Below are 26,064 nucleotides of genomic sequence, written 5' to 3' on the forward strand. Positions count from 1 at the left end.
AGGAGGAAGCGCTAGGACGGTCGCGGCCGCGTGATACCCATAGCCCTCCTCGAAGAGCTCCGCTGCGGCCCTGCGGACATCGACGTCGTATCTGATCCTAAGGTCTGATGGCATAAAGAAGCCTCCCATTTCTCGTGTCCAAGAAATGGGAGGCAGTACAATACGTGGGGTCCTTTCCGTTGGCGTTGGCACGCCCCAACGGAAAGCCGGCAAGGCCGCGCGACGGGACCGCGAAGGGAACGCGGCGGCGCCCCGGTCCTGCGGCCGCCGCCCGAAAAGTCCTCAGGCGCCCTGGGTCCGGACACATGAGAGCGCCCCGCCAAGCCTGGGCCTGACGGGGCGCGCGGGGTCAACCTCAAAGCGGCGCGAGGCTACATCTCGGTGATCTCGAGGGAACCCTCCTTCACGAGCTGATAGGTGTCGCGGGCGATCATGTACTCCTCGTTGGTGGGGATGACCACGATGCGCACGGCCGAGTCATCGGTGGAGATCTCGCGCTCATGGCCGCGCAGCTTGTTCTTCTCCGGGTCGATCTTGATGCCGAGAGGCTGCAGGCCCGCGAAGATCATGCGGCGCATCTTCTCGCAGTTCTCGCCCACGCCGGCAGTGAGCACGATGGCATCCACGCCGCCCATGACGGCGATGTACTGGCCGATGTATTTCTTCGCGGAGTTCGAGTACATCTCATAGGCCAGCTGGGCCCGCTCGTCGCCGGCCTCGGAGGCCTCCTTCACGCTGCGCAGGTCGTTGGAGATGCCCGAGATGCCCAACAGCCCGCTCTTCTTGTTCATGAGATCGTTCACCTCTTGGGTGGTGAGGTTCTCCTTCTCCATGATGAAGGGCACGATGGCTGGGTCGATGGCGCCGCAGCGGGTGCCCATCATAAGGCCGTCCAGGGGCGTCAGGCCCATGGAGGTATCCACAGCCACGCCGTGGTCGATGGCGGAGATAGAGCAGCCGTTGCCGAGGTGGCAGGTGATGAGCTTCAAGTCCTCGATGGGCTCGTCCATGAAGGCGGCGGCCCGCTCGGAGATGTAGCGGTGGGAGGTGCCATGGGCCCCGTACTTGCGGATGGCGTACTTCTCGTACAGCTCGTAGGGCAGGGGGTACATGTAGGCCTTCGGCGGGATGGACTGGAAGAACGAGGTGTCGAACACGGCCACCATGGGCTTGCCGGGCATTTGGGCACGGCAGGCCTCGATGCCCATGAGCGCCGCCTTGTTGTGCAGGGGCGCCAGCTCGGCCAGCTCGTCGATCTTGGCGACGACGTCGTCGTCGATGACAACGGAGCGATCGAAGTACTTGCCGCCCTGCACCACGCGATGCCCGATGGCGTCGATGTCGTCGAGGGAGTCGATGGCCTTGTTCGGACCGGAGGTGAGCGCCTCGAGTACGACGGCCATGGCGGCGTTGTGGTCTTCCATGGGCTCGTCGATGACGAGCTCGTTTTCATCGATGCCGTGCTTGTGGAAAGCCTCGGCGGAGCCGACCCGCTCGCAGATGCCCTTGGCGAGCACCTCATGGGTCTCGACATTGACGAGCTGGTACTTCAACGACGAGGAACCAGCGTTGATAACGAGGACGTTCAAGACTTACCTCCTAATCAATGGGTATTGACCTATTCTAGGAGTACGGGAAGGGCGCCCCGAGTGCGGGCGGGCCCTCATCGGCGAGCGGGCTGCCGCTGGCCGATTGCCCTAGGACAGAGTGGTGTCGCGCTCCTCGTCGGTGGGGGCGGCCACAAGCTCGCCCATGAGCACCTCCACCTGCTGCTCGGCGCCGGCCAGGCGCTTCTGGAGCGATCCCAAAAGCGCCACGCCGCGCTCGTAGGCGGTCAGGCTGTCCTCCAGCTCCAGAGTGTTGCTCTCCAGCACGGCCACAATGGACTCCAGCTCCGCCAGGGCCTCGCGAAACGTCAGCTCCCCGACGGCGCGGGGGGCGCCCTCCTCGGCGATCTTCTCGGTATCGGTCATCGTTCTTCCTTTCTGAGCGAAGGCTCTCTCGCCTCATCGCGGCCTCCGGGCGCGGGCCGGGGCGGCGAGTCGGCATCGGGCATCAGCGGGTTTTCTCCACCACGCAGTCGATGGCGCCGTCGGCCACGGTCACCGTGAGGGGTGCCCCGGGCTCCACCTGCGCCGTCGAGCGCACCACGGCCCCTTCCCCATCCCGGGCGATGGCGTAACCGCGGGCCAGCACCGTAAGCGGCGACAGGTCATGCAGGCGGGCGGCGCTCACCGACAGGGCGCTGCGGAAGGGATCGGCCATATGCTCGGCCGCTCCTAAGAGGCGCTGGCGGTCCGCCGCAAGCTGCCCGGCGAAGCGGTCGGTCAGGGTGGCGCCCCGCACGGCGAGGCGATCGCGGGAGGCGGCCACGGCGGCCCCGGGGGCGGCCAGGGCGCTGGGCAGCATGCGAGCGAGCCCCTCGGCCAGAAGCCCCACGCGATGGCGATCCTCCCGCAGCATCGCAGGCAGCGCCCGGGAGAGGCGGCCGGCCAGATCGTCCAGGGCCAGGGCCTCGCCGTCGAACAGGCGCTCCGGCTCGCGGAACAGCGAAAGGGCGGCGATGCGCTCCACCGAACGGGCCGCCCCAGTCAGGCGAAGCTCCATGCTGCGACCGAGGCGCTGACCGAGGCCCGCGAGCCGGCCGTCGGTCTCCTGGCGGGTGGGAGCCACGGCCTCGGCTGCCGCCGTGGGCGTGCTCGCCCGCACGTCGGCCACCAAGTCGGCGATGGTGGTATCAGGCTCGTGGCCGATGCCCGTGACCACGGGCACGGGACAGGCGGCGATGGTGCGAGCGAGCCGCCGGTCGTTGAAGGGCATGAGGTCCTCGAAGGAGCCGCCGCCGCGACCCAGAAGCACCAACTCCGCACCGCCGAACACCACCTTCGCCAAGCCGTCCACCATGGCATCGGCGGCGCCGGGTCCCTCCACGGGCACGCCGGCCACGAGCACCTTCGCCAACGGGTAGCGGCGGCGCAGGGTGCGCAGCATATCGTGGATGACGCTGCCCCGGGGCGAGGTGACGATGCCCACGGTCTGCGGATAGGCGGGCAGCGGCCGCTTGCGCTCGGGGGCCATGAGCCCCATGGCCTCCAGCTCCCGGGCCAGATTCGCCACCTGGAGGCGCAGCTGCCCCTCCCCGGCCAGGGCGATGGTGAACACGTCGAAGCTCATGCGCCCCTTGGCCGCGTACAGCGAGAAGCGTCCCGTCATCTCCACGAGCGAGCCCACGGCCACGGGCACGCCGGCGGCCTGGTAGCGGTTCATCCACATCATGCAGGGCAGGGCGGCCTTCTCGTCCTTTACCGTGAAGTAGACGGCCTTGTAGCCGGGCTTGTCGCTGAGCTCGGAGACCTCGCCCACCAGGCGCACGACGACCGACTCCAGGGCGCCCTTGGCAAGCCCCATGGCCGCCGATACCGACAAGGCGGCAGGGGCCTCCCCGCCCGGCCCCTCGGCACCCGGGACGCCCGTCATATCCCGCTCAACCACGGCGATCCCCCAGGCCCGCTAGTCCTCGCGCTGGTTCAGCAGCCAGAGCAGCTGGAGCACCGAGGTGAGGGCGGCGGCCAGGTAGGTGAAGGCGCAGGCGCGCAGCACGTCGAAGGCGCCCTTGCGCTCGGCGGCCGGCAGACCGATCTGGCCCATGTACACCATGGCCCGCTGGGAGGCGTTGAACTCCACGGGCAGGGTAACCAGCTGGAAGAGCACCACCACGGCGTACATGATGATGGCAGCCGTGGTCAGCCCCGAGATGTGCAGGAAGATGCCGGCCATGAGCAGGAAGATCCAGGCATTGGAGGCCAGGTTCACCGCCGGCACGATGGCGCCGCGAATCTTCATGGGGGTGTAGTCCTGGGCGAACTGGCAGGCATGGCCCACCTCGTGGCAGGCCGTGGCCGTCGCCGTGATGGTGCGGCCGTCGTAGGCCTCCGGCGACAGGGTCACCGAATTGCTGCGCGGGTCGAAGTAGTCCTGGCCCGGGCCGCCGCGGAACACCTGCACATTGGTGATGCCGTAATAGGCGAGCATCTGGCGGGCGGCCTCGGAGCCGGTGAGCCCCGTGGAATTGGCCACGTGGTTGTAGACCTTCAGCTTGTGGTTCACGTACCACTGGGCCCCTAAACCGATGATGAGGGTGACCACTACGAGCATGAGGTAGCTGCTGTTCATGGGCATTATAGGCATAGTCTCTCACTCCTTGGGAACATGCGTCCGAATTATTTGGAGGCTATTATAGGGAAGGAATCAGCCAGCGAGGCCCCTCGCGCCGAAATGTGTGAAACCTTCGTAACCGATGGCGCAAAGATCCCCTACTCCCCTGTGCGGGTCACGACGAGGCCATCAGGACCCAGGGAGAGGGCGAGTTTGCCGGCGAGCAGGTCGAGCAGCTCCTCCCCGATGATGGCCCGGCGCCAGCCCTTGAGCACATCGACGTCGGTTCGGTACCCCCGAGCCACGCGGGCGAGCTCTCCGTGGCTCGCCAGGGTCTGCATGGCGATGTCGTTCTCGCGGGCCCGCAGGCGCACGAGGGCCTCCATGAGGTCCAGCTCGGCATCCACGTTGGGCTCGCTCTTCAGGGACTTGTCCAGCTCGGGCCACTGCTCGGGCGGCGCGTCCAGGCCGCGCACGAGAGCGGCCACCACGGCCCGGGCATCGCGGGTGCACAGCTTCTCGCGCATGCCGCGCACCATGAACAGCTCGTCGATGGTGCGGGCCTCGCGGCGGCAGGACTCCACCACCTGCTCGTCGGTGAGCACCCACTTGCGGGGCAGATCGCGGGCCTGGGCCGTCAGCTCGCGCCAGGAAGCCACTTCCCGGGCGGCCGACAGCTGGCGGCGGCTCAACTGCCCCACCCGCTTGAGCCGCTTGAAGCGGGAGGCAACGTCGCAGACGTAATTGGCCGGGTCGGACAGGGCGGCGAAATCGTTGTCGAGCCAACCGAGGCGCCCCTTCGCCTCGAGGCGCTCCCGCATGACGCGGTACATCTTCGGCAGGTAGATCACATCGTCGGCCGCGTAGTCCAGCTGGGAGTCGGACAGGGGCCGCCGCGACCAATCGGTGAACGAGTCGCTCTTCTTCAGGCTCACCCCGCACAGACTGTGCACGAGGGGCCCGTAGCCGATCTGCTGGGTGTGGCCGAGCAGCGCCGCGGCCACCTGGGTGTCGAACACGGGGCTCGGCAGCACGCCGAGCTCGCGGTAGATGATCTCCAGATCCTGGCCGGCGGCATGGAAGAGCTTCACGATGGTGGGATCCTCCATAAGGGGCACGAGCACCGAGAGGTCCTCGATAGCGAAGGGGTCCACCACGGCCACCTCGGTATCGGTGGCCAGCTGCAGCAGACACAGGTTCGCGTAGTAAGTCTTCTCGCGCAAGAATTCCGTATCGACGGCCAGCACCGCCGAAGAGCGGGCGCGGCGGACGAAGGCCTCGAGGTTTTCTTGGTTCGCAATGTATTCCACGTCGGTCCTTGTTCCTTGGGGTCTGCGTTGTAGTACCATCCCATGATAGCAAAGGGAAAGGAATTGTGTGAAACTGCTCATCGTTAACAATCTGTCCTCGGGCTTCCGCGACGGCGCCATCTACGACTTCATGCGCGCCTTCAGCGAGGACGGCGACGAGATCTGCGTGCGCTGCACGAGCGGCTGCACCGATCTGGCCGGGTTCCTCCACGATGCCGAGGACTTCGATGCCGTGGTGGCGGCCGGCGGCGACGGCACCGTGGCCACCGCGGCCTACCTCTTGGCCGAGACGGGCATTCCCCTTTTGCCCTTCCCCGCCGGCACCGCGAACCTGTTGGCACTGAACCTCGCCTCTCCGGCCGAGCCCCATGCCCTGGCGAAGCTCATGCGCCAAAGCCTGCTCATGGACTTCGACATCGGCGAGATCGAACTGGCCGACGGCCAGCACTTCGGCTTCACCATGATCGCCGGGGCCGGCTACGACGCCACCATCATGCAGGGAGCCGAGGCCTCCAAGAAGCTGTTAGGACCCATGGCCTACTTCACCTCGGCCGTTGCCAACCCGGCCCCGCAGTTCTCCCGGATCACGCTGGCCATCGACGGCGAGACCATCGAGACCCAGGGCGTGGGCGTGCTCGTCGTGAACTTCTCGAAGATCCAGTTCGACATCTCCCTCATCCACGAGAACAAGCCCCGGGATGGCATGTTCGACATCGTGGTCATGAACACCCACGACGCCGTGGGGCTCATCCCCGCCCTGCTCAGCTGCATGCTCGACCGCGGCGGCGAGTTCCCCGCCCGACCGGGAAGCTTGGAGGTGCACCGCGGCCGCGAGGTGACCGTAGTCGCCGACCCTCCCCTGGCCGTGCAGTTCGACGGCGAGGTAACCGGCACCACGACCCCCTTCACCGCCCGGATGCTCCCCGAGGCCGCCCGCTTCGTCGTGAGCGAGGAGTGCCTCGCCCTCTACGGAGAAGAGAGCGCCGAGCCCCTGCGCCTGGACGACTAGGGTCGTCGGCCCCGCCCGGCCCCCGCAATACCCTTGCGCAACCGCTACCGGACGCAAACGCGGCCCCGACGAGACATCGGGGCCGCGTTTCGTTGCACGCTGGAAGATGCGCCGAAGGCCTACACGAGACCCGGCGTGGTCGCGAGCAGGTAGATGGACAGGCAGGCGGCCAGCACCATGATGGCGAGCACCACCTTGTCGAGCGTGCTCTGGAAGTACTTCTCGCCGCGCTCCCGCTTTCCCCAGATGTACATGATGACGCCCGGGACGTAGAGCAGGCACATGAGAATGACGCCGAGCACACCGGCGGCCCAGGAGAGGAACAGGCTGTAGACCACGCCCACGCACCCCAGGATGCGCCACAGGAGCAGCGGGCCGCTCAGGCGGCCGCGGAAGGCCTCGGGCTCCTTGAAGGCCACTTTCGCGAAGTAGGCCGCCGACAGCAGGTACGGCAGCAGGATCATGCCAGCCGACAGCGTGTAGAAGAACTGGTAGGTGGAATCGGTGAACAGCCAGGTGATGAGGAAGAGCTCGATGATGATGTTCGTCACCACGAGGGTCACCACCGGGGCGCCCTTCTCGTTGGTCTTGGTGAAGGCCTTAATGAACACGCCCTCCTCGGCCGCCTCGAAGGGCGACTCGCTGGCCAGCACGGTGTAGCCGAGCATGGCGCCGATGAGCGACAGGGACACGGCGAAGTTGATGAGGATGGCGCCCCAATCTCCCACGGCCGCCTGCATCACATAGGCCAGGGCCGGGTTCTCCAGCGTGGCGAGCTCCGAGAGGGGCATGACGCCCATGGAGAGAATGGAGACGGTCAGATACAGGGCGAGCACGCAGCAGAAGGCGATGATGGTGGCCTTGCCCACGTCCTTGGCCTTCTTGGCACGGCCGGAGATGGCCACGGCCCCCTCGATGCCGATGAACACCCAGATGGTGACCATCATGGCCGTCTGCACCTGATCGACGAAGGCCAGCGACGGGTCGGCGCCGGTCGTGAGGTTCGCGATGAAGATATCGGGCTTGAAGGCACCGATGAAGATGATGGCGACGATGCCCACCAGAAGCGGCACGAACTTCGAGATGGTGATGACCGCGTTGATGAGGGTCACCTCGCTGATGCCGCGGCTCACGAGGAAGGCGTAGAACCAGATGATGCACGAGGCGCCGATGACGGCGTAGATGTTCGTGCCGTTGCCAAAGATGGGGAAGAAGTAGGACAGGGCCCCGAACAGCAGGGCCGAGAAGCTCACCGTGCACAGCAGGGCCGAGATCCAATAGCCCCAGGCGCTGCTGAAGCCGAGGAAGTCGCCGAATCCCGTGGCAGCGTAGGTGTAGATACCGCCCTTCAGATCGGGCTTCACGCGGGACAGCGCGAAGAACGTCAGGACGAGGCAGAGCACGCCGACGGCGGAAATGCCCCAGGCCGTGAGGATGGCCCAGCCGCTCGCGCCCCCGGCCGCCGCATCGCCGGACAGCGAGAACACGCCGGCGCCGACGATGAGGGTGATAACGGTGGTGACCATGCGGAACAGGCCGATGCCGTTCGGGTTGGTCACGCCATCCTGGGATTGGGGCGCCTCGGCCCCGGCGGATACCACTGCTTCCTTGCTCATGGTGATGCAGCTCCTTGATAGGGGTAATCAGCATTGCCATCCATAATACCCGACCCTTCGGGCAAACGGAGGGGGATTTTCCCTCCGTAACAGCTGCGTTACAAATTGGGCAGCGAAAGGCGCCGTCGGCCCGCTTGAGCAAAAAAAAGCCGGTGGCACAGTGCCACCGACTTCTGCATTCAATGGTGCGCGATACAAGATTTGAACTTGTGACCCCTACCGTGTCAAGGTAGTGCTCTCCCCCTGAGCTAATCGCGCATTCAAGGTGCGCTGCCCGTCTCCGTTGCAGCGAGTTAGTAGTTTATCAGAAACCGCCTCGCTGTCAAAGGAAATTTTCAACGAACTTGGAAAAGAACCGCCTACCGCTCCACATCGTCCACCGCGGCCGGCCCATCGGCGCCCTCGGGCAGCTCCCGAGCCGTGCGCGGGGCGATCTTGTCGTAGTTCCAGCCGTTAGCGTACTTGGGCGGCAGTGTGACCGCGTAACGGGCGCCGCACTTGCCGCAGACGACCACCTTCCCCCACTTGGGGCGCACCATCCACCATACGACGCCCGCCGTTGCCGCCGTGACGGCCACAGCCAGGAGCAGCAGCATATCCATGAAGCCGGCCTCGGCCTCGTTGCCAGTCGTGAGCCCCGCGAGGGCCACGAGCACCCACAGGCCCGCCACATAGATGGCGATGCCGGCGACGAGCACCTTGGCAATGCCCGCCGTAGGCAGCATCCCCTCGTACTGGGTCGCCCGCGTCTTGCACTCGCGGCACTTCACCTTGCTCGTCTCCATAGGGCACCGCCTCTCTCGGCCAATCGGTTCGTCTACCGCCATAGTACCACAGAGCCCCTCTCTTTTTTGTGCACGTGAGCAAGGGAGCCGAGCGCCGCCGCGTCCCAAAGCCCCCAGGGCCGTCGTCCCGCGCATCCGAGAGACGCAAAAGAAAAGCTCCCCGCAGGGAGCTTGGAAGTTCTGGAGCGGACAACGGGATTCGAACCCGCGACCCTCACCTTGGCAAGGTGATGCTCTACCAGCTGAGCCATGTCCGCATTTGGTGCAAGGTTGGAGGCGACGCCCGGATTCGAACCGGGGGTGAAGGCTTTGCAGGCCTCTGCCTTACCACTTGGCCACGTCGCCATTTCCTTGGCGGCTGTCATTGAAAAGGCCGGTCAAACAAGTGCCTGACCGGCCTTCTGATGACAATGGAGCGGACAACGGGATTCGAACCCGCGACCCTCACCTTGGCAAGGTGATGCTCTACCAGCTGAGCCATGTCCGCATCGCGAGGAGATACTATACGGTATCGCACCGGAGGATGCAAGCCCTTTTTTGAAAAAACTTTCAAGCGGGCCCAAAGGACACCTATTCCACGCGCTCCCCCGTCTCGATGGCGGCATCCACGCAGCGCTTCGCCCGCTCGCCCACCTCGGCCGGGGCCTCTCCGGCCTCGGCCCGGGCCACAGCCGTATCGATGGCAGCGTCGGCGAGCTCCTTCTTCCAGCGATTCAGGTTGGAATTGAACCGCATTTGGATGAGCTCCAGCGCGACAGCGAAGATCATAGCGAAGTACACCATGAGCTTCTCCATGTGCATGTCGAGCACCTCAATGGAGGTGTGGATACCGGCGGAATCGAGGACGAGCAGCACGCCGATGGCGCAGATGAACACCAGGGCGAGGATCTTCATCTCGGGATGGGCGTTGATAAAGTTAGAGATGGGATCGATGAACACCATCATAATGATGACGGCGATCATCACGGCCAGGATCATGATGATGAGGTGCTCGGCCAGGCCCACAGCGGTGATGACCGAGTCGATGGAGAAGACGAGATCCATGACCATGATGGTGCCCACGGCCTGGGGCAGCGAGATAAGGTGGCGCGCCTTGTGCTCCTCGGAGGTCTCGGCTTTGATCTCGGTAAGGGCGAGCACATCGATGAGCTCGCGGATGCCCTTGTAGATGAGGTAGGCGCCGCCGATGAGCATCACGATATCGCGCACGGAGAAGCCGTGGCTGAAGAAGCCCCAATCCACGGTGAACAGCGGCGTGGTCATGTGCACGAGGTACGAGGCGAAACAGAGGAACAGGACGCGCATTACCAGGGCGCCAGCCAAACCGAGCTTGCGGCCGATGTGGCGCTTATCCTCGGGCAGGCGGTTCGTGGTGATGGAGATGAACACCAGGTTGTCCACCCCCAGCACGATCTCCAGAAAGATCAGGGTCAGCAGGCTGATCCAAGCCTCCGGGGTGGCGAAAATCGACAGGTCCACAGACATTCTCCTCGTCTCATCGGGGCCGCAAGGCCCGCTCTCGTCTCGGCGGGGCGCGCAAGGCGGCAACAAAAAAGACTCATGGTGCAGCCGGCTCCCTAACGGGTCAGTCTGCACCATGAGTCTCGCTATTTAAGGCTCGCCAGGCCACCGTTGCCGCCTGCGCGGAAAACTGTGACCACGATGTTGAACGAGCCGCGCACCGCGCCAGCTACTCCCCCATGGGGTTTCCCTATCCTATCAAAGGGCACAGGGCGGGGCAATGGTATAATCGGCAACGATACCGTGACTGCTCAGAAGCACCATAGGAGTACCATTCATGACCCGTGAATCCGCGAACCACGCGCTGCCCCCCGCCGATGGGCCCGAAGAGGCCCCTCGCCCCAGCTCGCCAGGGACCGGCCGCCGCTCCCACGCCCGCGCCGACGCGAGCCATTCGCGCTTGAATGCGGAAGACGTGTGGGAGAGCATCAAGAACTCGCTGTTCCACCGCGAGAAGAGCACCGTGCGCATCGGCGACGTGCGCTACCACGATGGCGCCGAGCTCTCGCGCCCCCTGGAGATGCCGGTGCGCGTGAAGGCGGTCATGCTCGCGGCCATGGCCGTGGCGGCCGTGGCCAGCGGCCTGTTCCTATCGAAGTACTTCGACCAAGTGATGAACGAGCCTTTGCGCCAGCAGGAGGCCCTCCAAGAGAACCTTGCCCGCGAGGTTTCCTACGACCTGCCCTCCCTGGCCGCGCTCATGCCGTTGGACGACGAGGCCATGATGGCGTCTCTCACCGAGGCCGGCTACACTCTCTACGAGCGCACCCCCGTGGGCACCAATCCCGAGGGCGGCTTCGAGGTCATCAAGCTGCCGGCCGACCTCACCGTGGAGGAAGCGGGGCTCATGTACATGACCGGCATCGACAAACTGTCGGCCGCCGATGCCGTGCGGCTGCTCAAGGGCGCCTGGACCTTGGATGTGTCGCGCAAGGCCGGCGAGAGCATCCGCCTGCGCTACGCCGATTTCGACTCCGGCACTATCGAGAAGGCCGTTCAGGGCGCCATGCAGGCCGAGGGCCTCGAGAGTGCCGAGATCACCGACAACGGCGTGGACGATTCCGGCAACACCTTCCAGGCCGGCACCGTGGCCACCGACAGCGGCACCTACAACTGGCGCGTGTCGGCCATCGAGCTGTCTGAGATGTACGACATCTCGGGGCTGCCCAACACCGCCTTCTTCGTCGGCATCCGCTTCGGCGCCGCGGCCTAAGCCAGCGTCCGGCACCCCGCTCGAACGACCAGGGACGCCCGCGGGCGTCCCTTTCTCTTCCACGGAAGGCTGCGACCGGAAGGCGCGGATGGCCGGGATCTCGGAGGAGCCCGAAGACGACTCGGGAAGAAGCCCGGGCCCTAGAAGGCCTCGGGCTTCTCCCCTGCCCCGCGATGCTCCCCCGCCGCGCTCTCATCGGCCCCGGCGGGCTCGATGTGCACGAGCATCTCCTTCAGCTCAGGGAAGGCCTCCTGAAGCCGTCGCTCGATCTCGTCCCCGAGGCAATGGGCGGCCAGCACCGTCATGGCCGGGTCCACAAGGGCGTGCATGTCGCCGTACACCTCCCCCTCGGTACCGCGGGTGCGCACGCAGTGCACCTCCACAATGCCGGGAACCGCCTCGGCCACGGCCACGATGTCGGCGGCCGGGATGCGGGCGTGGTCGGACAGGGTGCGCAATCCCGTGCGGAATACCCCGGCGGCCGAGACCAGAATGGCCCCGGTCACGAGCAGGGCCATGATAGGATCGGCCATGGGAAAGCCCACGGCCACCAGGCCGAGACCGACAATGACGCCGATGGATACGAAGGCATCCGACAAAGTATGGGCGGCATCAGCGGCCAGGATCTCGCTCTTGAGGCGCCGGGCGGCGCGGCGCTCGCAGAAGGTCACGCCGAGGTTCACTATCAACGTGCCCACCATGACCACGAAGGAGACGGGTGTGACCTGGGCGGTGTAGTGCTGGCTCACGAGCTTCTCCACGGCCCCGGAGCCCACCTCGAAGGCGGCCAGGAGCAGCAGAACCCCGATGGCGAGCGACCCGTAGGTCTCGAACTTCGAGTGGCCGTAGGGGTGCCCGTCATCGGCCGGCCGCGCCGCCAGGGAGATGCCGATAAGGCCGATGACATTGCCGAGGGAATCGAAGACCGAGTGGATGCCGTCGGCCTGCATGGAGGCCGATCCCGAGGCCAGGCCGTAGAAGTACTTCGCCGCGGCCACCATCAAATTCAAGACGAGGACGATCCAGAGGACCCGCTCCACCTGCCGCCCGTGGGCCTTCTTCGCCGTCATGGCCGTCATGGAAACCTCCTATACGAAAAGGGAGCCCTTAGGCTCCCTGTCTCTGTTCTGGTGTCGGAGGCGGGATTTGAACCCGCACACCCGGTAAATGGGCACTAGCACCTCAAGCTAGCGTGTCTGCCGTTCCACCACTCCGACGTGCGATTTGCAGCGACGATTATTCTAACAGAACCGGCCGTCGATGCAAGGGGTAATTTTCCCTTATTGGGAAATGGTCCCGTGGGGGTACACGATCATGAGCACGACCAGGGAAAGGAGGAACACGATGGCGCAGCCGATGGTGATGCGGTCCAGGTTCTTCTCGATGATGCTCGTACCCGTCTGAGTGGAGTACATGGAGCTAGCGATCATGTCGGAGATGCCAGTTCCCTTGCCCGAGTGCATGAGGATGAAGATGATGAGGCCGATGCCCGAGAGCACCAGCAGAACCAAAAAGACGATTGCCAAAGGACTCACTATGTCACGCTTCTTTCGTAGGTGTGTCGGTGTACGCAAGTTATTCAGTATACCGTTCCCGCCCTCCTCGCGCAAGAAGGTTGCGGGAACGGTTCTCCTCGGACCCCAGGGACCCTAGGCCAGCAGGCTCTCGCCAGTCATTTCCACGGGCTGCGGCACGCCGATCATGGCCAGCAGCGTGGGGGCGATGTCGGCCAGGCGCCCCTCGGCCCCCGACAGGCGCAAGGCCGCCCCCGACGCGTCCACCAGCGCGAGGGGCACCGGAGCGGTCGTGTGGGCCGTGAAGGCGCCTCCGTCATCGGCGATCATCTTGTCGGCATTGCCGTGGTCGGCGGTCACGAGGGCCACGCCGCCCTTGGCCGCAATGGCCCCGAGCACCGCGCCCACGCCGGCGTCCACGGCCTCCACGGCGGCCCGGGCGGCATCCACCACACCGGTGTGGCCCACCATGTCGCAGTTGGCGAAGTTCACGATGTACACGTCGGCCTCGTCGGCCTCGATGGCCGCCACCAGGGCGGCAGCCACCTCGGGCTCGCTCATCTCGGGCTGGAGATCGTAGGTGGCCACCTTCGGGCTCGGGATGAGCTTGCGGCTCTCCCCCGGCCGCGGCGCCTCGACGCCGCCGTTGAAGAAGAACGTCACATGGGCGTACTTCTCCGTCTCGGCGATATGGTACTGGGCAAGCCCCGCCTCGGCCAGCACGTCGGCCAACACATGATCGGGGAATTCCTTGGCAAAGGCCACCGGTGCGGGAATGGCCGGGTCGTACTCCGTGAGGCACACGAAATGCACTCCGGGGAAGCGCGGCCGCTCGAAGCCGTCGAAGGCGGGATCCACCAGGGCCCGGGTCAGCTCGCGGGCGCGATCGGGGCGGAAGTTGAAGAACACCACCGCATCGCCATCCTGCACGCCGCGCGGGCGCAGGGCCACAGGCTCCACGAACTCGTCGGTGACCCCGTCGGCGTAGGAAGACTCCATGGCGGCCACGGCCCCCAGATCGCGGCAGGGTTCGGCGTTCACGACCGCCTCCCAGGCGCGGCCCACGCGCTCCCAGCGGTTGTCGCGGTCCATGGCGTAGTAACGGCCGCACACCGAGGCCACCTCGATGGTGACCGGCGCGCCATCTGCGCGACCGGCGGCCCGCTCGATGTAATCGACGAGTTCGGCCATGTAGCCGGCACCGCTTGCGGGGGGCACGTCGCGACCATCCATGAAGCAGTGGATCATGATATGGCCCACGCCGGCGGCCACGGCCGCATCCACCAGGGCGTAGAGGTGCTCGTTGGAGGAATGGACGCCCCCGTCCGACAGAAGCCCCATGAGGTGCAGGGCACATCCCGGCTTCCGGGCCGCGGCGAAGGCCTCGGACAGCACGGGATTGGCAGCCAGCTCGCCGGAGCGGCAGGCACGGTTGATGCGAGTGAGCTCCTGGAACACCACCCGGCCGGCGCCGATGTTCAAATGCCCTACCTCGGAGTTGCCCATCTGCCCCTCGGGCAGGCCCACGGCCTCGCCGGACGCGGCCAGGCGCGTCGTGGAGGCCTCGGCAAACAGGCGATCGAGGTTCGGCGTGTCGGCCAGGGAGATGGCATTGCCCGCGCCGGGCGCCTCCAGGCCGAAGCCGTCCATGATAATGAGGCAGGCCGGCAGTCGCAGGGTCGCCTTCTCCGCCGCGCTGGCAGCGCGAAACGTCGCGGTCATCTACAGGGCCGCCTTCACGATCTCGGTGAAGGAGCCGGCCTTGAGGGCGGCGCCCCCGATGAGACCGCCGTCGATGTCGGCCTCGGCCAGCAGAAGTGCTGCGTTGCCCTCGTTCATGGAGCCGCCGTAGAGCACGCGCACCCTATCGGCCGCCTCGGCGCCGAAGAGCTCCGCCAGGGTGGCGCGAATGGCAGCGCACACCTCCTCGGCCTGCTCCGGCGTGGCCGTGCGGCCCGTGCCGATGGCCCACACCGGCTCGTAGGCCACCACCGTGGCCAGGGCATCGTCGCCGTCGATGCCGGCGTAGGCGGCCCGCACCTGGGCGCAGACGAAGTCGAGGTAGGCGCCCTCGTCGCGCACGGCCAGAGACTCGCCCACGCAGATGATGGGAGTGACGCCGGCCTCGATGAGGGCGCGGGCCTTGCGATTCACGTCCTCGTTCGTCTCACCGAACAGGTTGCGGCGCTCGGAATGGCCCACGATGCAGTAGGCGCAGCCGATCTCCTTGATCATGGGGATGGAGATCTCGCCGGTGAAGGCGCCGGCCGGCTCCCAGTACACGTTCTGGGCGCCCAGGGCGATATCGACGCGATCGAACTCGAAGACGGTCTTCACCGGCTTCAGATCCACGAAGGGCGGGCACACGGCCACATCCACCATCTCCAGCCAGTCGCGCTCCATGAGGTTGGAGATCTCCTGGGCCAGCACCACGGCCTCGGGGATGGTCTCGTTCATCTTCCAATTGCCGGCAATCAGATGCTTTCGGGTCATGGGACTTCCTTTCTTCCCGCTAGCGCAGGGCCTCGACGCCGGGCAGGGCCTCGCCCTGGACCAGCTCCATGGAGGCGCCGCCGCCCGTGGAGATGAAGGTCATGGCGTCTGCCAGATCGAACTTGTTCACCGCGGCCACGGAGTCGCCGCCGCCGATGATGGTGTCAGCCGCCTCGTTGGCCGCCACGGCCTCGGCCACGGTGCGCGTGCCGGCCTCGAAGGAGGGCATCTCGAATACGCCCATGGGGCCGTTCCAGAACACGGACTTCGCCTCGCCGATGGCCTGGGCGTAGGCGGCCGCGGTCTCGGGGCCGATGTCCAGCCCCATCATATCGGTGGGAATGTCGTCCACGGACACGATGGCGGTGCGGGCGTCGTTGGCGAAGCTGTCGGCCGCCACCACGTCGGTGGGCAGCAGCAGGGCCACGCCGCGCTCGCGGGCCTTCTCGATCATGGCCGCCGCGCGCTCCACCCAATCCTCTTCCTTAAGCGAGGTGCCCACGGCCTTGCCCTGGGCCAGCAGGAAGGTGAAGCACATGCCGCCGCCGATGATGAGGGTGTCGGCCTTGTCGAGCAGGGCGTCGATCACCTTGATCTTGTCGGAGACCTTCGAGCCGCCGAGGATAGCGACGAAGGGGCGGCGCGGCTCGTCGAGCATGCCGGTGAGCGTGGCCACCTCGCGCTCCATGAGATAGCCCGCGTACGACGGCAGAAACTCCGCCACGCCGGCCGTGGAGGCGTGGGCGCGGTGCGCCGTGCCGAAGGCGTCGTTCACATAGGCATCGGCCAGATCGGCCAGGGCACGGGCGAACGCGGGGTCGTTCTTCTTCTCGCGCGCGTCGAAGCGGATGTTCTCCAGCAGCAGCACATCGCCGTCTTCCAGGGCGTCTGCGACTTCCTGGGCATCGGGGCCGACAAGGGCGCGGGAGAGCACGATGTCGCGACCGAGCAGCTCCTGCAAGCGGCGGGCGATGGGGCCGAGGCTGAAGGACTCCTCGAAGCCCTCCCCCGCCGGACGGCCGCGGTGGCTCGCGAGGATCACCCGGGCGCCGTCGCCGATGAGCTTGTTGATGGTGGGCAGCGCCGCGCGGATGCGCGTATCGTCGGTCACGTTGCCCTCGGCATCTACCGGCGCGTTGAAATCGACGCGCACGAGCACCCGCTTGCCCGCGAAGTTCTCGTCGTCGATGGTCTTGATATCGGCCATGTCTCATCCTTTCCTTCTATACGGGAAAACCCAGCTCGAGATGGGAGCTGGGTTTTCGAAGTCAATGCCGGGTTGAACCTTAGGGCAGCAGAATCTTGACAAGATCCTTCACGCGGTTGGAATAGCCCCACTCGTTGTCGTACCAGCTGATGCACTTGACGAAGTTGCCCTCGCCGCCGAGCACCATGGTCAGCTGGGAGTCGAAGATGGAGGAATGGGCGTTGCCCACGATGTCGATGGACACGATGGGGTCCTCAGTGTACTCCAGGATGCCCTTCAAGGGGCCCTCGGCCGCGGCCTTCATGGCGGCGTTGATCTCCTCGGCGGTCACCGACTTCTCCAGCTCCACCGTGAGGTCCACCATGGACCCGTCGGGGGTGGGAACGCGGGTGGCGAAGCCGTCGAGACGGCCCTGCAGCTCGGGGAGCACCAGCGACACCGCGCGGGCGGCGCCGGTGGTGGTGGGGATCATGGACACGGCGGCAGCGCGGGCGCGGCGCAGGTCCTTGTGGGGAAGATCGAGGATCTTCTGGTCATTCGTATAGGAATGGATGGTATTCATGTAGCCGCGCTTGATGCCGAAGTTCTCCAGCAGCACCTTGGCGAAGGGAGCCAGGCAGTTGGTGGTGCAGGAGGCGTTGGAGATGATATTGTGCACCGCCGGATCGTACTGATCGTCGTTCACGCCCATGACGATGGTGATGTCCTCGTCCTTGGCCGGGCAGGTGATGACGACCTTCTTCGCACCGGAATCGAGGTGCTTGCGCGCCAGCTCGCCGGTCTTGAAGATACCGGTGGCCTCGACGACCACGTCCACGCCCAGCTCGCCCCAGGGCAGATTCGCCGGATCGCGGTCGGAGAGCATGGTCACATGCTTGCCGTCCACCACCAGACCGTCGTCCACCACTTCGATGTCGAAGTTGCGGATGCCGTGGATGGAGTCGTACTTCAGCAGGTGAGCAGCGGTGGCCTTCTCGCCCAGGTCGTTGACGGCGATCACCTCGATCTCGGGATCGTCGGCCATGGCGCGGAACACGAGGCGGCCGATGCGGCCGAATCCGTTGATGCCTACCTTGGTTGTCACGGGTATCTCCTTTCACAAGATGCCACAGATGCCGGAAAACTGGCGTTGATATGCCGTGAGGCCCTGCCAGTGTACTACGAACGTCACTCTTCCGTAACGATTCTCGGTCAGACGGCCCCTAAAAGCGTCGTACCTGCACAAAGCAAAAAAGGCCTCATCGTCATTGACGGATTGACCGTTCACGGAGAAAGGGCCTCGTCATCGGTTTGGGCGCCCTCTGCGCGGCCATGCTCGCCGTCATTGCCGTGGCCACCGCCCCTACTTCCCCGCCTCGATCTCGGCGGCCATCTGCTCGATGCGGCGCACGCGGTGGTAGACGGCGCTCTTCGAGAGCGGCGGGTTCGCCCGCTCCCCCAGCTCCTTCAGGGAGGCCTCCGGGTAGGTGACGCGCAGGCGAATGAAGTCCTGCAGGGCCGGAGGCAGCTCCTCCATGCCGTAGTGCTCCACCACGGTGCGGATGGTGTGAATCTGGCCCACAGCGGCCCCGGCGGCCTTGGCCTGATTGGCCATCTCGGCGTTTATCATGCGGTTCACGTCGTTGCGCACGCTCTTCACCACCCGCTCCTCCTCCATGGACAGGGCCGCCTGATGGGCCCCGGTCCAGGCGAGGAACTCGAGGATGGAAGCGCCGCTCTTGAGGTAGACCATGTAGGAGTTGCGCCGCTGCATGATGCGGGCGCCGATGTCCTTGCGGGCCAGGAGCTCCACGAGCCCAGCGGCCAGGGACTCCGACTCCACGGTGATCTCGAAGTGGAAGTCGCTTTTGGGGTTCGAGATGAAGCCGCTGCCGAGGAAGGCCCCCCGTAGGTAGGCCGCCGCGCAGCAGGGCCGGGCCACGAGGGACTCTTTGATGCCCATTTCCAGGCCGCCCTCAGCCGAGAGCACCCCCATGTCCCGCAGGGCGTCGGCCAGATGGGCCTGGGCCGGCACCTCGATAAGGTAGTTCGGGGTCTTGTGCAGCACGCTGCGGCGCATGGTGAGGTTCGTCTTCAGGCGGTAGATACTGTGCAGCAGGCGCACGACGAGCCGGGCGGCGGCAGGCGCGTCGGTGGCGATCTCCACCCGATAGCGGTCCGGACCGCTCACGAACAGCGTGCCCTCGATGCGCACGAGGGCCGCCAGCGTGGCCTTCTCGCAGGCGGCACACCCGGGAACAACCCGGGCCAGCTCGTCTTTCACCTGAGCCGTGAACGACATGGCCTACCCCCGCCGGGCCCGCGAGAGCTTGATGACGCTTTGGAAGGCATCACGCAGGGCGAAGGGCGAATGCCACGTGGGACGCTCGGCATCGACGAGGTTGCGGCTGATGACGATGGGCCCGCGGGACTGGATGGCCAGCATATCCCCATAGTTGATGGAGATGGGCCGCACGCCGCAGGTGAGCTGGCTGTCGTTCAGGTCCGACGTGGAAGCGTGCTCCAGCTCGGCCCCCGACAGAGCCGCGAAGCTGCCCGTGGCGGGGCTTTCGGCCCGCAGGGGCACCTTCGAGTGCACGAGCATGTAGTCGATGAGCCCCTCCATGCCGTGGGAGGCCAGGGCCTCGAAATGCTCTCGGGCCGTGAGCCCCCAGGTCTCTCCCTGCACGTCGGCCAGGGCGCACACGAACAGCACCCGCCCCCGGCTGGCGCGGATGGCGTCCACGATGCCGGGAATGAGCAGGTTCGGGATGATGGAGGTGAAGAGCGAGCCGGGCCCCAGCACGATGAGGTCGGCCTCGCGGATGGCCTGGCAGGCCGGCTCGTAGGGGGCCGGCGGACGGCCGTCCTCGGCGGCGAGCCGCACCGATTCCAGGGCCGTCTTGGAATGGCACGCCACGGCCTGGCCATCGAGCACGCGGCCGTCGCACGTGCGGGCCGACAGCACCACGTGGTCCAGCGTGGAGGGGTACACGTGCCCCTGGGCGTTCACGAGCCGCTCGCAGATGGCGATGGCCTCGGGGAACGAGCCGCAGGCATCTTCCAAGGCCGTGAGCAGAAGGTTTCCCAGAGCATGGTCGCGGGCTACGGCGAAGCGGTACTTCAGCGCCCGCACGAGCGGGTCGGACGGATCCTGGGCGAAGGCCACGAGGCACTTGCGGATGTCGCCGGGGGGCGTGGCATCGGCCTCCTCCCGCAGCACGCCGGTGGAACCGCCGTCGTCGGCCATGGCCACCACAGCGCTCGTCTGCACGCCCAAGGACAGCAGGGTGCGGATGGACACCGGGGCCCCGGTGCCGCCGCCGATGACCACGGCGCGCAGGGCCCGGTCGTCCTCATCGAGCCCCCGCAGGTTCGGCAGGGCGCTCTTCAGGGCCGAGAAGGCCGCCGTGGCCGCCGGGTCCACGCGGAAGGCGTCGGTCTTGCGAATGCCCATCGCGACCTACGCTTCCTTCCCCGCGGCCGCCGCGGCGCCGTCGCCGCGCTCGGCCAGACGCAGATCGCGATGGGCCACGCTCACGCGGTAGCCCTTGGACTTCAGGTAGTCGCCCGTGGCCTCGGCCAAAGCGACGCTGCGGTGCTGGCCGCCGGTGCAGCCCACGCCGATGGCCAGCTGCTGCTTGCCCTCGGCCACATAGCCCGGCATCACCACGTCCAGCAGGTCGTGCCAGCGGCGCTCGAACTCGATGGTCTCCTCGCGCAGGCGCACGAAGTCGCGCACCGGGGCGTCCAGCCCCGTCAGAGGCCGCAGCTCCGGATCGTAGTAGGGGTTCGGCAGGAAACGCACGTCCATCACCAGATCGGCGTCGTAGGGCGCTCCGTGCTTGAAGCCGAAGGAGTACACGGTGACGGCCAGACCCTTCCGCTCGCTGCCCGTGGAGAACAGGCCGCGGATGGTGCTGCGCAGCTTCTGGGGCAGCATGTCCGTGGTGTCGATGACGAAATCGGCCTTATCGCGCAGGCCCATGAGCAGGTGGCGCTCCCGTTGGATGCCCTGCCAGATGGTGGTGCCGTCGGTGCACAGGGGGTGCCGGCGCCGGCTCGACTTGTATCGGGCGATGAGCTTGTCATCGGCCGCATCCAAAAAGAGCGTCTTGTAGGAGATGCCCCGAGCCGCCATGGCGGACAGCTCGGCGTCCAAGTCGCCGAAGAAGTCACCGTTGCGCGAGTCGCACACCACGGCCAGACGGCGCCGGCCGCCTGCGGCATCGGTCTCGTCGTTCACGCGCACGAGCTCGCCCAGCAGACTGGAGGGCAGATTGTCCACGCAGAAGTAGCCCAAGTCCTCGAAGACGTGCATGGCCTCGGTGCGCCCCGCCCCGGACATGCCGGTGACGATGACGAAGTCGGGCATCCGGTCGATCTCAGTTGGCTCCTCGGCCATCTTCGCTCCCTTCCGCGGCGTCGGCGTCACGCGCCCCCGCGTTCTCGTCGGTACGGGCGGCCCGGGCGAGCCGCGCCTCCTTGGCTTCCTTCTGCCCATTATACTGCGCCAGCACGGCCACCAGCTCCTCGGCCACCTCTTCGGGAACCACCCGGGCCGCCTTTATCTCGTCCAGGGTGGCCTCCTTCAGGTTCCTGAAGGACTTGAAGTGCGCGAGCAGGGCCTTCTTGCGCACGGGGCCCAGGCCGGCCACCTCGTCCAAAATGCTCGCCGTCATGCCCTTGCCGCGCAGCTCGCGGTGGAAGGTGATGGCGAAGCGGTGGGCCTCGTCGCGCACCTGCTTCACGAGGTACAGCGAGGCCGAGCCGCTCGGCAGCACCACAGGCCCCGTGTCCTGCCAGGGCACGAACAGCTCCTCGTCGCGCTTCGCAAGGCCGCAGATGGCGATGTCGTCGATACCCATCTCCTCGAACATGGCCAAGGCCGCCGTCAGCTGGGGCTTACCGCCGTCCAGGATGATGAGGTCGGGCTTGCTGCCGAAGCGCTCGTCGTTCAAGCGCTCCGGGGCGTAGCGCCGCCGCATCACCTCTTGCATGGAGAGGAAGTCATTGGCCTCGGAAAGCGGCGTCTTTATCTTGAAGCGGCGGTACTGGTTCTTGTCCGGCTTGCCGCCGGTGAACACCACCATGGAGGCCACGGTGTAGGACCCGTGGATGGTGGAGATGTCGAAGCACTCGATGCGCATGGGCGGCGCGTCCAGGGCCAGGGCGCTCTCCAGCTGCAGAAGGGCGTTGTTGATGCGCTTGTCGTCGTAGTTGGTGCGCACCTTGTAGCGCATGAGGGCGTGGCGGGCGTTGGTCTCGGCCATGGCTAGAAGGTCGGCCTTCTCCCCCTTCTGCGGGGCGGTGAAGCGCACCTTCGCGCCGTGAGCCGAGTCCAGCTTTGCCGTGAGCCACTCCCCCATGGCCTCGGCGTCCTCGGGCAGGGTGCGCACGATGACCTCGCGGGGAATGGTGGTGGTGGCGTCGTAGTAGCGCATGAGGAAGTTGCGCAGCAGGTCCTGGTCGGGCACGTCGGTGCCGCGGTTCAGCACGAACTCGTTGGAGTTCACGATGCGCCCCTCGCGGATGACGAGCACGTGCACCCCGGCCACGGTCTCCTCGCGGAAAAAGCCGATCACGTCGGCGTTCAGGTCGCGGCAGCACACCGCATGCTGCTTGTCGGTGAGCGAGTTGATGGTGCCGATGCGGCTCTTCAAGCGGCCCGCGCGCTCGAAGTCGAGCTCCTCGGCGGCGGCGCGCATCTCGGCCGCGAGCTCATCGACGAACTCGCGGTGGCTGCCCGCCAGGAAGCGCTCGATGCGCCGGACGTTGACGGCGTACTCCTCCGGCGTGATGGCCCCGCAGCAGGCCCCGGGCCCCAGACCCACATGGGCGTCGAAGCAGGGGCGAACGTCCCGCTTCATGAAGGCGAGGGGGTCTTTCTCCAGAGCCCGCGCCAGCTGGCGCCAATCGGCGCAGGTGGCAGCGCACAAGGGCACCACCCGCCGGGCGATGTCGATCATCTCCCGGGCGGCCCGGGCATCGGTGAAGGGACCGAAGTACTTGGTGTCGGAGCGGTGCCTCTCCCGAGTGTACTTGATAGCCGGGAACACGTCGCCCTTGGTGAGCGCGATGAAGGGGTAGGACTTGCCGTCCTTGAAGTCGGCATTGAAGAAGGGGCTGTACTGGTTGATGAGGTTCTTCTCCAGCACGAGCGCCTCGTGCTCGTTGTCCACTACGATGTAGTCGAAGCTGTGGATGGCCTCCACGAGCAGGGGGATCTTCGCGCGGTCGTCCTGGAAGTTCACGTACTGGCGCATGCGGGCCCGCAGTTGCTTGGCCTTGCCCACGTAGATGACCTCGCCGGCTGCATCCTTCCACAAGTACACACCCGGCTCGGCGGGCACGGCCGCCAGCTCCCGCTTGATGCGCTCGATCTTCTCCTGTTGGGTCTCTTTTTCCATGGGAACAGTATAGCGAGCCTGTCCCACCGATGGGACGCGGGGTCGGGGGCGTCCCCCAATCTACACGGCCCCCGCCTCCGCGGGCGCCCTCGACCCGCACGGCCCCCTGCCTCCGCGGGCGCCCCTCGGTCCGCACGGTTCCTGCCTCCGCGGGCGCCCTCCTGCGCCTTCGTCCCGCCGCGGCACCTCTCCACCCCCTCCCTTGTGGCCGTACTCCGGCACTCGAAGTTGCGCCGAACCTCATTTTCGTCAAGAATCGGGACTTTTTAGGGTTCCGATGCCCCGTCATGCGTCCCGGGAAAGCCCCGTTTCCCTTTCCGCATCTTGGTTACAAAGAAATACCAGGTCAATTCTTCGGACGAATCACGGCTCCTCCGCACGATCCCCTTCCCGCGACGGATGCCACCCTAAAAAGTCTCAGATTTTGACGAGAAGGCCTATCTTGCTTGTACGAGCGCAGCCCGTGACCGCTCGGCTCGCGCGGGCCGTCTCGCGGCCGTACCGAGGCCCTCGGGCCGCCATCAGCGGGGCGATGGCGCGGTTGGATCTGCTCGACGGTCATCGTCGAGCGGGGCTTCTTCTCACCCCAAACATGAAGAAGTGCTGGAAAATGGCCGGTACGCGGCCTATTCGCGCCTCATGGTGCCGACGATCGACTGTGGGCATGCTATGTTGTGCAGCTGCAATGCTTTCAATACTCGGAGGGTCGATGGATACAGGGACAACGGCGGGCGGCGGCCGATCGCGCAAGCGAAACGATGCTACTCAAAAGCCGAACGGCGGCGCAACTGGCAATCGAGACGACCGAGCCGAAGCCGCGGGCAACACATCAACTGCCGGCAGCGCAGCCGATGCGGCCCGCACGGTCGCCCATCGGCCGCGCGGGCCCTTTTCCGCATCGCTAGTTGGCACGAGAACCGCCTTTGCGCGCCTCGCCTTCTTCTGCGGTGCGGTACTACTCGGCTTCTGTCTGCTGGAAGCGCCTTGGAACGCCGAATTCCTTGCTATTCCCCGTTCCCACATGATACCGAATCTGCTGATCCTCGCCCTCGGCTGCGCCATCGTCTTCCTCGTCGGCCAGCGCACCCGCGCCTCCCTGGCGGTGTTCGTCGGGCTGTGCCTAGCCGCCGGCACGGCCAACTTCTTCCTCATCGAGTTCAAGGGCCAGCCCATCGTACCAGCCGATCTGTTCGCCCTGTCCACAGCCGCCTCGGTGGCCGGCGGCTACAGCCTGTTCCTCACACCGCGCCTGGCCGCGTGCCTAGGGACCTTCGCCGCCTTCTCCGTCGCGCTCGCCCTGGGCTGCCCCCAACGGAAGGTAACGCGGTGGGATGCGGCGGTGAACTGCCTCGGCGCCATACTGCTTGTCGTTGCGGGGGCGCTCCAGTTCAACGCCGTGGATATCCGCGAGCAGTGCGCCGTGAAGGTGGACGTGTGGGACGTGCGGGGCTCCTACGGCACCCAAGGCACCGCGCTGTGCTTCCTGTCCCGGGCCCAGGAGCTCACCCCCAAGCCGCCGGAGGGCTACTCAGCCGAGGCCGTGGACGCTATCCTCGCCCCCTTCGCCGACGGGCCCGTGGGAGCTCCTCCCGACACGGTGCCTCCGAGCGGGGACATCCCCACCCTCCCCGCAGCGGCGACCGACGACGGGGAGACCGCAGCAGTCGAGGGCATGCTCCCCTACGACGGCCCCAACGTCATCGCCATCATGAACGAGACCTTCTCGGACCTGTCCAGCTACCCCGGCCTGGAGGACGCCAACGCCGCCCCTCCCTTCTTCCGCGAGGTGGCCGCCGATGCCCTGGCCAGCGGCGACGTGTACGTATCGGCCATGGGCGGGGGCACCTGCAACAGCGAGTTCGAGTTCCTCACTGGCGCCTCCATGGGCAACATGGGCGGCGGCGTGTACCCCTATGTGCTCTACGATCTGGAAGGGGTGGACAACCTGGCCGCTGCCTTCCGGGCACTGGGCTACGGCACCCACGCCATTCATCCGGCCGAGGCGTCGAACTGGCGCCGCGACCGCATCTACGAGCAGCTCGGCTTCGATGACTTCGACGACATCACCACCATGGAAGGGGCCGCCACGTTCCGCGACCTCGTGACCGATCGGGTCACCTACGAGCGGGCGCTCCAGAAGATCGACGAGGGTGAGGCGCCCCAGTTCGTCTTCGATGTGACCATCCAGAACCACGGCGGCTACGACACCGGCCTCGTGCCCCCGGCCGATGCGGTGCACCTGGAATCCGAGCAGGTGGAAAGCGCCGAGGTGGACGAGTTTCTGGCCGCCATCCGCCAGTCCGACGAGGATCTGCGCTGGCTTGTGGACGAGCTGAACGCCCGGGACGAGCCCACCATCGTCGTGTTCTTCGGCGACCACCAGCCCGGCTTCGCCGATTGGCTGTTCCAGAAGACCTACGGCCATAGCGTGGACGGATCGCCCTTGGAAGAGGTGCAGCAGCGCTACCGCACCCCCTACTTCATCTGGGCGAACGCGGTGGCCCGGACTCAGTACGGCAACCGGCTCGCCAAGATCGCGGATGCCGACGTGACGAGCCTGAACTACCTGCGCAGCCTGCTCACCGAGGCGGCTGGCCTGCCCGAAACCCCGCAGGACCGCTACCAGCGGGCCCTGCGCGGGGTCCTGCCGGCCATCAATTTGAATGGCTATCGGGACGGCGAGGGGGCCTGGCACTGGTTCGGCGAGGCCGTCGAGGGCGACGTCCAGCAGCGGGCCGAAGACGCCCTCAAGAGCTACCGCATCATCCAGCACGCCCAGCTGTTCGGGGAGTAAGCCGAGAGACGCGCCACGGGCCGCGCCGTTGCCCTACGGGTTGCACGGCACCCCCCTC

The 26,064-nt window shown here is 66.3% G+C and carries 21 protein-coding genes and 5 tRNA genes; 3 read left to right on the top strand and 23 right to left on the bottom strand.

Features of this window, described 5'->3' with window-relative positions:
• Window positions 1–371: 371 nt before the first annotated feature.
• The 5 genes from F8D48_RS03120 to rnd all read right to left on the bottom strand — a co-directional run bounded on the left by F8D48_RS03120 (window position 372) and on the right by rnd (window position 5,465).
• Entirely contained in the window at window positions 372–1,589 is a 1,218-nt protein-coding gene (locus tag F8D48_RS03120) for an acetate/propionate family kinase (protein ID WP_151429925.1), read from the bottom strand.
• Window positions 1,590–1,697: 108 nt separating this feature from the next.
• Window positions 1,698–1,973, bottom strand: a complete 276-nt coding sequence (gene xseB, locus F8D48_RS03125; protein WP_135971480.1) for an exodeoxyribonuclease VII small subunit — start codon at window positions 1,971–1,973, stop codon at window positions 1,698–1,700.
• A gap of 82 nt (window positions 1,974–2,055) precedes the next feature.
• Window positions 2,056–3,492 carry an exodeoxyribonuclease VII large subunit gene (xseA, locus tag F8D48_RS03130; protein ID WP_240806198.1) on the bottom strand — a complete coding sequence of 479 codons (1,437 nt, stop codon included), beginning with the start codon at window positions 3,490–3,492 and terminating at the stop codon, window positions 2,056–2,058.
• A gap of 18 nt (window positions 3,493–3,510) precedes the next feature.
• Window positions 3,511–4,188 (bottom strand): zinc metallopeptidase, encoded by a 678-nt coding sequence (locus tag F8D48_RS03135; protein ID WP_201757688.1) that lies wholly within the window; start codon window positions 4,186–4,188, stop codon window positions 3,511–3,513.
• Window positions 4,189–4,313: 125 nt separating this feature from the next.
• Complete coding sequence (rnd, locus tag F8D48_RS03140; protein ID WP_240806199.1) at window positions 4,314–5,465, bottom strand: ribonuclease D; 1,152 nt, start codon at window positions 5,463–5,465, stop codon at window positions 4,314–4,316.
• Between the two features lie 67 nt (window positions 5,466–5,532).
• Here rnd and F8D48_RS03145 point away from each other — a divergent pair, with 67 nt between their 5' ends.
• On the top strand, window positions 5,533–6,474 hold the full coding sequence (locus tag F8D48_RS03145) for a diacylglycerol/lipid kinase family protein (protein WP_151429927.1): 942 nt from the start codon (window positions 5,533–5,535) through the stop codon (window positions 6,472–6,474).
• A 119-nt stretch (window positions 6,475–6,593) separates the two neighbouring features.
• On the opposite strand, the gene F8D48_RS03150 is transcribed toward F8D48_RS03145, so the two are convergent.
• From F8D48_RS03150 to F8D48_RS03180, 7 genes are all read right to left on the bottom strand, one after another.
• Window positions 6,594–8,090 carry a basic amino acid/polyamine antiporter gene (locus F8D48_RS03150; protein ID WP_151429928.1) on the bottom strand — a complete coding sequence of 499 codons (1,497 nt, stop codon included), beginning with the start codon at window positions 8,088–8,090 and terminating at the stop codon, window positions 6,594–6,596.
• Between the two features lie 183 nt (window positions 8,091–8,273).
• Window positions 8,274–8,348, bottom strand: a tRNA-Val gene (locus F8D48_RS03155).
• Window positions 8,349–8,449: 101 nt separating this feature from the next.
• Entirely contained in the window at window positions 8,450–8,875 is a 426-nt protein-coding gene (locus F8D48_RS03160) for a hypothetical protein (RefSeq protein ID WP_151429929.1), read from the bottom strand.
• A 181-nt stretch (window positions 8,876–9,056) separates the two neighbouring features.
• Window positions 9,057–9,132, bottom strand: a tRNA-Gly gene (locus tag F8D48_RS03165).
• A 14-nt stretch (window positions 9,133–9,146) separates the two neighbouring features.
• Window positions 9,147–9,220: transfer RNA gene (locus F8D48_RS03170), tRNA-Cys, on the bottom strand.
• 66 nt (window positions 9,221–9,286) lie between these two features.
• Window positions 9,287–9,362: transfer RNA gene (locus tag F8D48_RS03175), tRNA-Gly, on the bottom strand.
• An 83-nt stretch (window positions 9,363–9,445) separates the two neighbouring features.
• A complete protein-coding gene (locus tag F8D48_RS03180) occupies window positions 9,446–10,354 on the bottom strand; it encodes a TerC family protein (protein WP_135971507.1) in 909 nt (302 codons plus the stop codon).
• A 319-nt stretch (window positions 10,355–10,673) separates the two neighbouring features.
• Here F8D48_RS03180 and F8D48_RS03185 point away from each other — a divergent pair, with 319 nt between their 5' ends.
• On the top strand, window positions 10,674–11,609 hold the full coding sequence (locus F8D48_RS03185) for a teichoic acid transporter (protein ID WP_151429930.1): 936 nt from the start codon (window positions 10,674–10,676) through the stop codon (window positions 11,607–11,609).
• A 140-nt stretch (window positions 11,610–11,749) separates the two neighbouring features.
• Here the strand turns inward: F8D48_RS03185 and F8D48_RS03190 are convergent, their stop codons facing one another.
• The 11 genes from F8D48_RS03190 to uvrC form a co-directional block, all read right to left on the bottom strand.
• On the bottom strand, window positions 11,750–12,688 hold the full coding sequence (locus F8D48_RS03190; protein ID WP_151429931.1) for a cation diffusion facilitator family transporter: 939 nt from the start codon (window positions 12,686–12,688) through the stop codon (window positions 11,750–11,752).
• A 49-nt stretch (window positions 12,689–12,737) separates the two neighbouring features.
• Window positions 12,738–12,826, bottom strand: a tRNA-Leu gene (locus F8D48_RS03195).
• Between the two features lie 63 nt (window positions 12,827–12,889).
• Window positions 12,890–13,144 carry a preprotein translocase subunit SecG gene (gene secG, locus F8D48_RS03200; protein ID WP_135971699.1) on the bottom strand — a complete coding sequence of 85 codons (255 nt, stop codon included), beginning with the start codon at window positions 13,142–13,144 and terminating at the stop codon, window positions 12,890–12,892.
• 114 nt (window positions 13,145–13,258) lie between these two features.
• Window positions 13,259–14,845 carry a 2,3-bisphosphoglycerate-independent phosphoglycerate mutase gene (gene gpmI, locus F8D48_RS03205; RefSeq protein ID WP_151429932.1) on the bottom strand — a complete coding sequence of 529 codons (1,587 nt, stop codon included), beginning with the start codon at window positions 14,843–14,845 and terminating at the stop codon, window positions 13,259–13,261.
• Window positions 14,846–15,616 carry a triose-phosphate isomerase gene (gene tpiA / locus F8D48_RS03210; RefSeq protein ID WP_135971458.1) on the bottom strand — a complete coding sequence of 257 codons (771 nt, stop codon included), beginning with the start codon at window positions 15,614–15,616 and terminating at the stop codon, window positions 14,846–14,848.
• A 19-nt stretch (window positions 15,617–15,635) separates the two neighbouring features.
• Window positions 15,636–16,823, bottom strand: a complete 1,188-nt coding sequence (locus F8D48_RS03215) for a phosphoglycerate kinase (RefSeq protein WP_151429933.1) — start codon at window positions 16,821–16,823, stop codon at window positions 15,636–15,638.
• A gap of 79 nt (window positions 16,824–16,902) precedes the next feature.
• On the bottom strand, window positions 16,903–17,907 hold the full coding sequence (gene gap, locus F8D48_RS03220) for a type I glyceraldehyde-3-phosphate dehydrogenase (protein ID WP_135971460.1): 1,005 nt from the start codon (window positions 17,905–17,907) through the stop codon (window positions 16,903–16,905).
• 258 nt (window positions 17,908–18,165) lie between these two features.
• Window positions 18,166–19,104 (bottom strand): DNA-binding protein WhiA, encoded by a 939-nt coding sequence (gene whiA / locus F8D48_RS03225; RefSeq protein WP_151429934.1) that lies wholly within the window; start codon window positions 19,102–19,104, stop codon window positions 18,166–18,168.
• A gap of 3 nt (window positions 19,105–19,107) precedes the next feature.
• Window positions 19,108–20,259 (bottom strand): gluconeogenesis factor YvcK family protein, encoded by a 1,152-nt coding sequence (locus F8D48_RS03230; RefSeq protein WP_151429935.1) that lies wholly within the window; start codon window positions 20,257–20,259, stop codon window positions 19,108–19,110.
• 6 nt (window positions 20,260–20,265) lie between these two features.
• Window positions 20,266–21,207: an RNase adapter RapZ gene (gene rapZ / locus F8D48_RS03235; protein WP_151429936.1), complete on the bottom strand. Its 942-nt coding sequence runs from the start codon at window positions 21,205–21,207 to the stop codon at window positions 20,266–20,268.
• Window positions 21,188–23,212: an excinuclease ABC subunit UvrC gene (gene uvrC, locus F8D48_RS03240; protein ID WP_151429937.1), complete on the bottom strand. Its 2,025-nt coding sequence runs from the start codon at window positions 23,210–23,212 to the stop codon at window positions 21,188–21,190. The genes rapZ and uvrC overlap by 20 nt, the downstream gene beginning before the upstream one ends.
• A gap of 1,021 nt (window positions 23,213–24,233) precedes the next feature.
• On the opposite strand from uvrC, the gene F8D48_RS03245 reads away from it, so the two are divergent.
• The gene (locus F8D48_RS03245; protein ID WP_170272708.1) at window positions 24,234–26,006 is read left to right on the top strand and encodes an LTA synthase family protein; all 1,773 of its coding nucleotides are present in this window, start codon (window positions 24,234–24,236) and stop codon (window positions 26,004–26,006) included.
• The last annotated feature ends 58 nt before the right edge of the window (window positions 26,007–26,064 follow it).

It is taken from the genome of Adlercreutzia muris (assembly GCF_008831045.1).
Classification (GTDB): domain Bacteria; phylum Actinomycetota; class Coriobacteriia; order Coriobacteriales; family Eggerthellaceae; genus Adlercreutzia; species Adlercreutzia muris.

Bases quoted from the DNA above. Each gene is read 5' to 3' on its own strand.
- F8D48_RS03245 (WP_170272708.1), top strand. From the start codon at position 24,234: ATGATACCGAATCTGCTGATCCTCGCCCTCGGCTGCGCCATCGTCTTC.
- F8D48_RS03150 (WP_151429928.1), bottom strand. From the start codon at position 8,090: ATGAGCAAGGAAGCAGTGGTATCCGCCGGGGCCGAGGCGCCCCAATCC.
- F8D48_RS03215 (WP_151429933.1), bottom strand. From the start codon at position 16,823: ATGGCCGATATCAAGACCATCGACGACGAGAACTTCGCGGGCAAGCGG.
- uvrC (WP_151429937.1), bottom strand. From the start codon at position 23,212: ATGGAAAAAGAGACCCAACAGGAGAAGATCGAGCGCATCAAGCGGGAG.
- whiA (WP_151429934.1), bottom strand. From the start codon at position 19,104: ATGTCGTTCACGGCTCAGGTGAAAGACGAGCTGGCCCGGGTTGTTCCC.
- F8D48_RS03160 (WP_151429929.1), bottom strand. From the start codon at position 8,875: ATGGAGACGAGCAAGGTGAAGTGCCGCGAGTGCAAGACGCGGGCGACC.
- tpiA (WP_135971458.1), bottom strand. From the start codon at position 15,616: ATGACCCGAAAGCATCTGATTGCCGGCAATTGGAAGATGAACGAGACC.
- F8D48_RS03185 (WP_151429930.1), top strand. From the start codon at position 10,674: ATGACCCGTGAATCCGCGAACCACGCGCTGCCCCCCGCCGATGGGCCC.
- F8D48_RS03230 (WP_151429935.1), bottom strand. From the start codon at position 20,259: ATGGGCATTCGCAAGACCGACGCCTTCCGCGTGGACCCGGCGGCCACG.
- F8D48_RS03190 (WP_151429931.1), bottom strand. From the start codon at position 12,688: ATGACGGCCATGACGGCGAAGAAGGCCCACGGGCGGCAGGTGGAGCGG.
- F8D48_RS03135 (WP_201757688.1), bottom strand. From the start codon at position 4,188: ATGCCTATAATGCCCATGAACAGCAGCTACCTCATGCTCGTAGTGGTC.
- gpmI (WP_151429932.1), bottom strand. From the start codon at position 14,845: ATGACCGCGACGTTTCGCGCTGCCAGCGCGGCGGAGAAGGCGACCCTG.
- xseB (WP_135971480.1), bottom strand. From the start codon at position 1,973: ATGACCGATACCGAGAAGATCGCCGAGGAGGGCGCCCCCCGCGCCGTC.
- rapZ (WP_151429936.1), bottom strand. From the start codon at position 21,207: ATGGCCGAGGAGCCAACTGAGATCGACCGGATGCCCGACTTCGTCATC.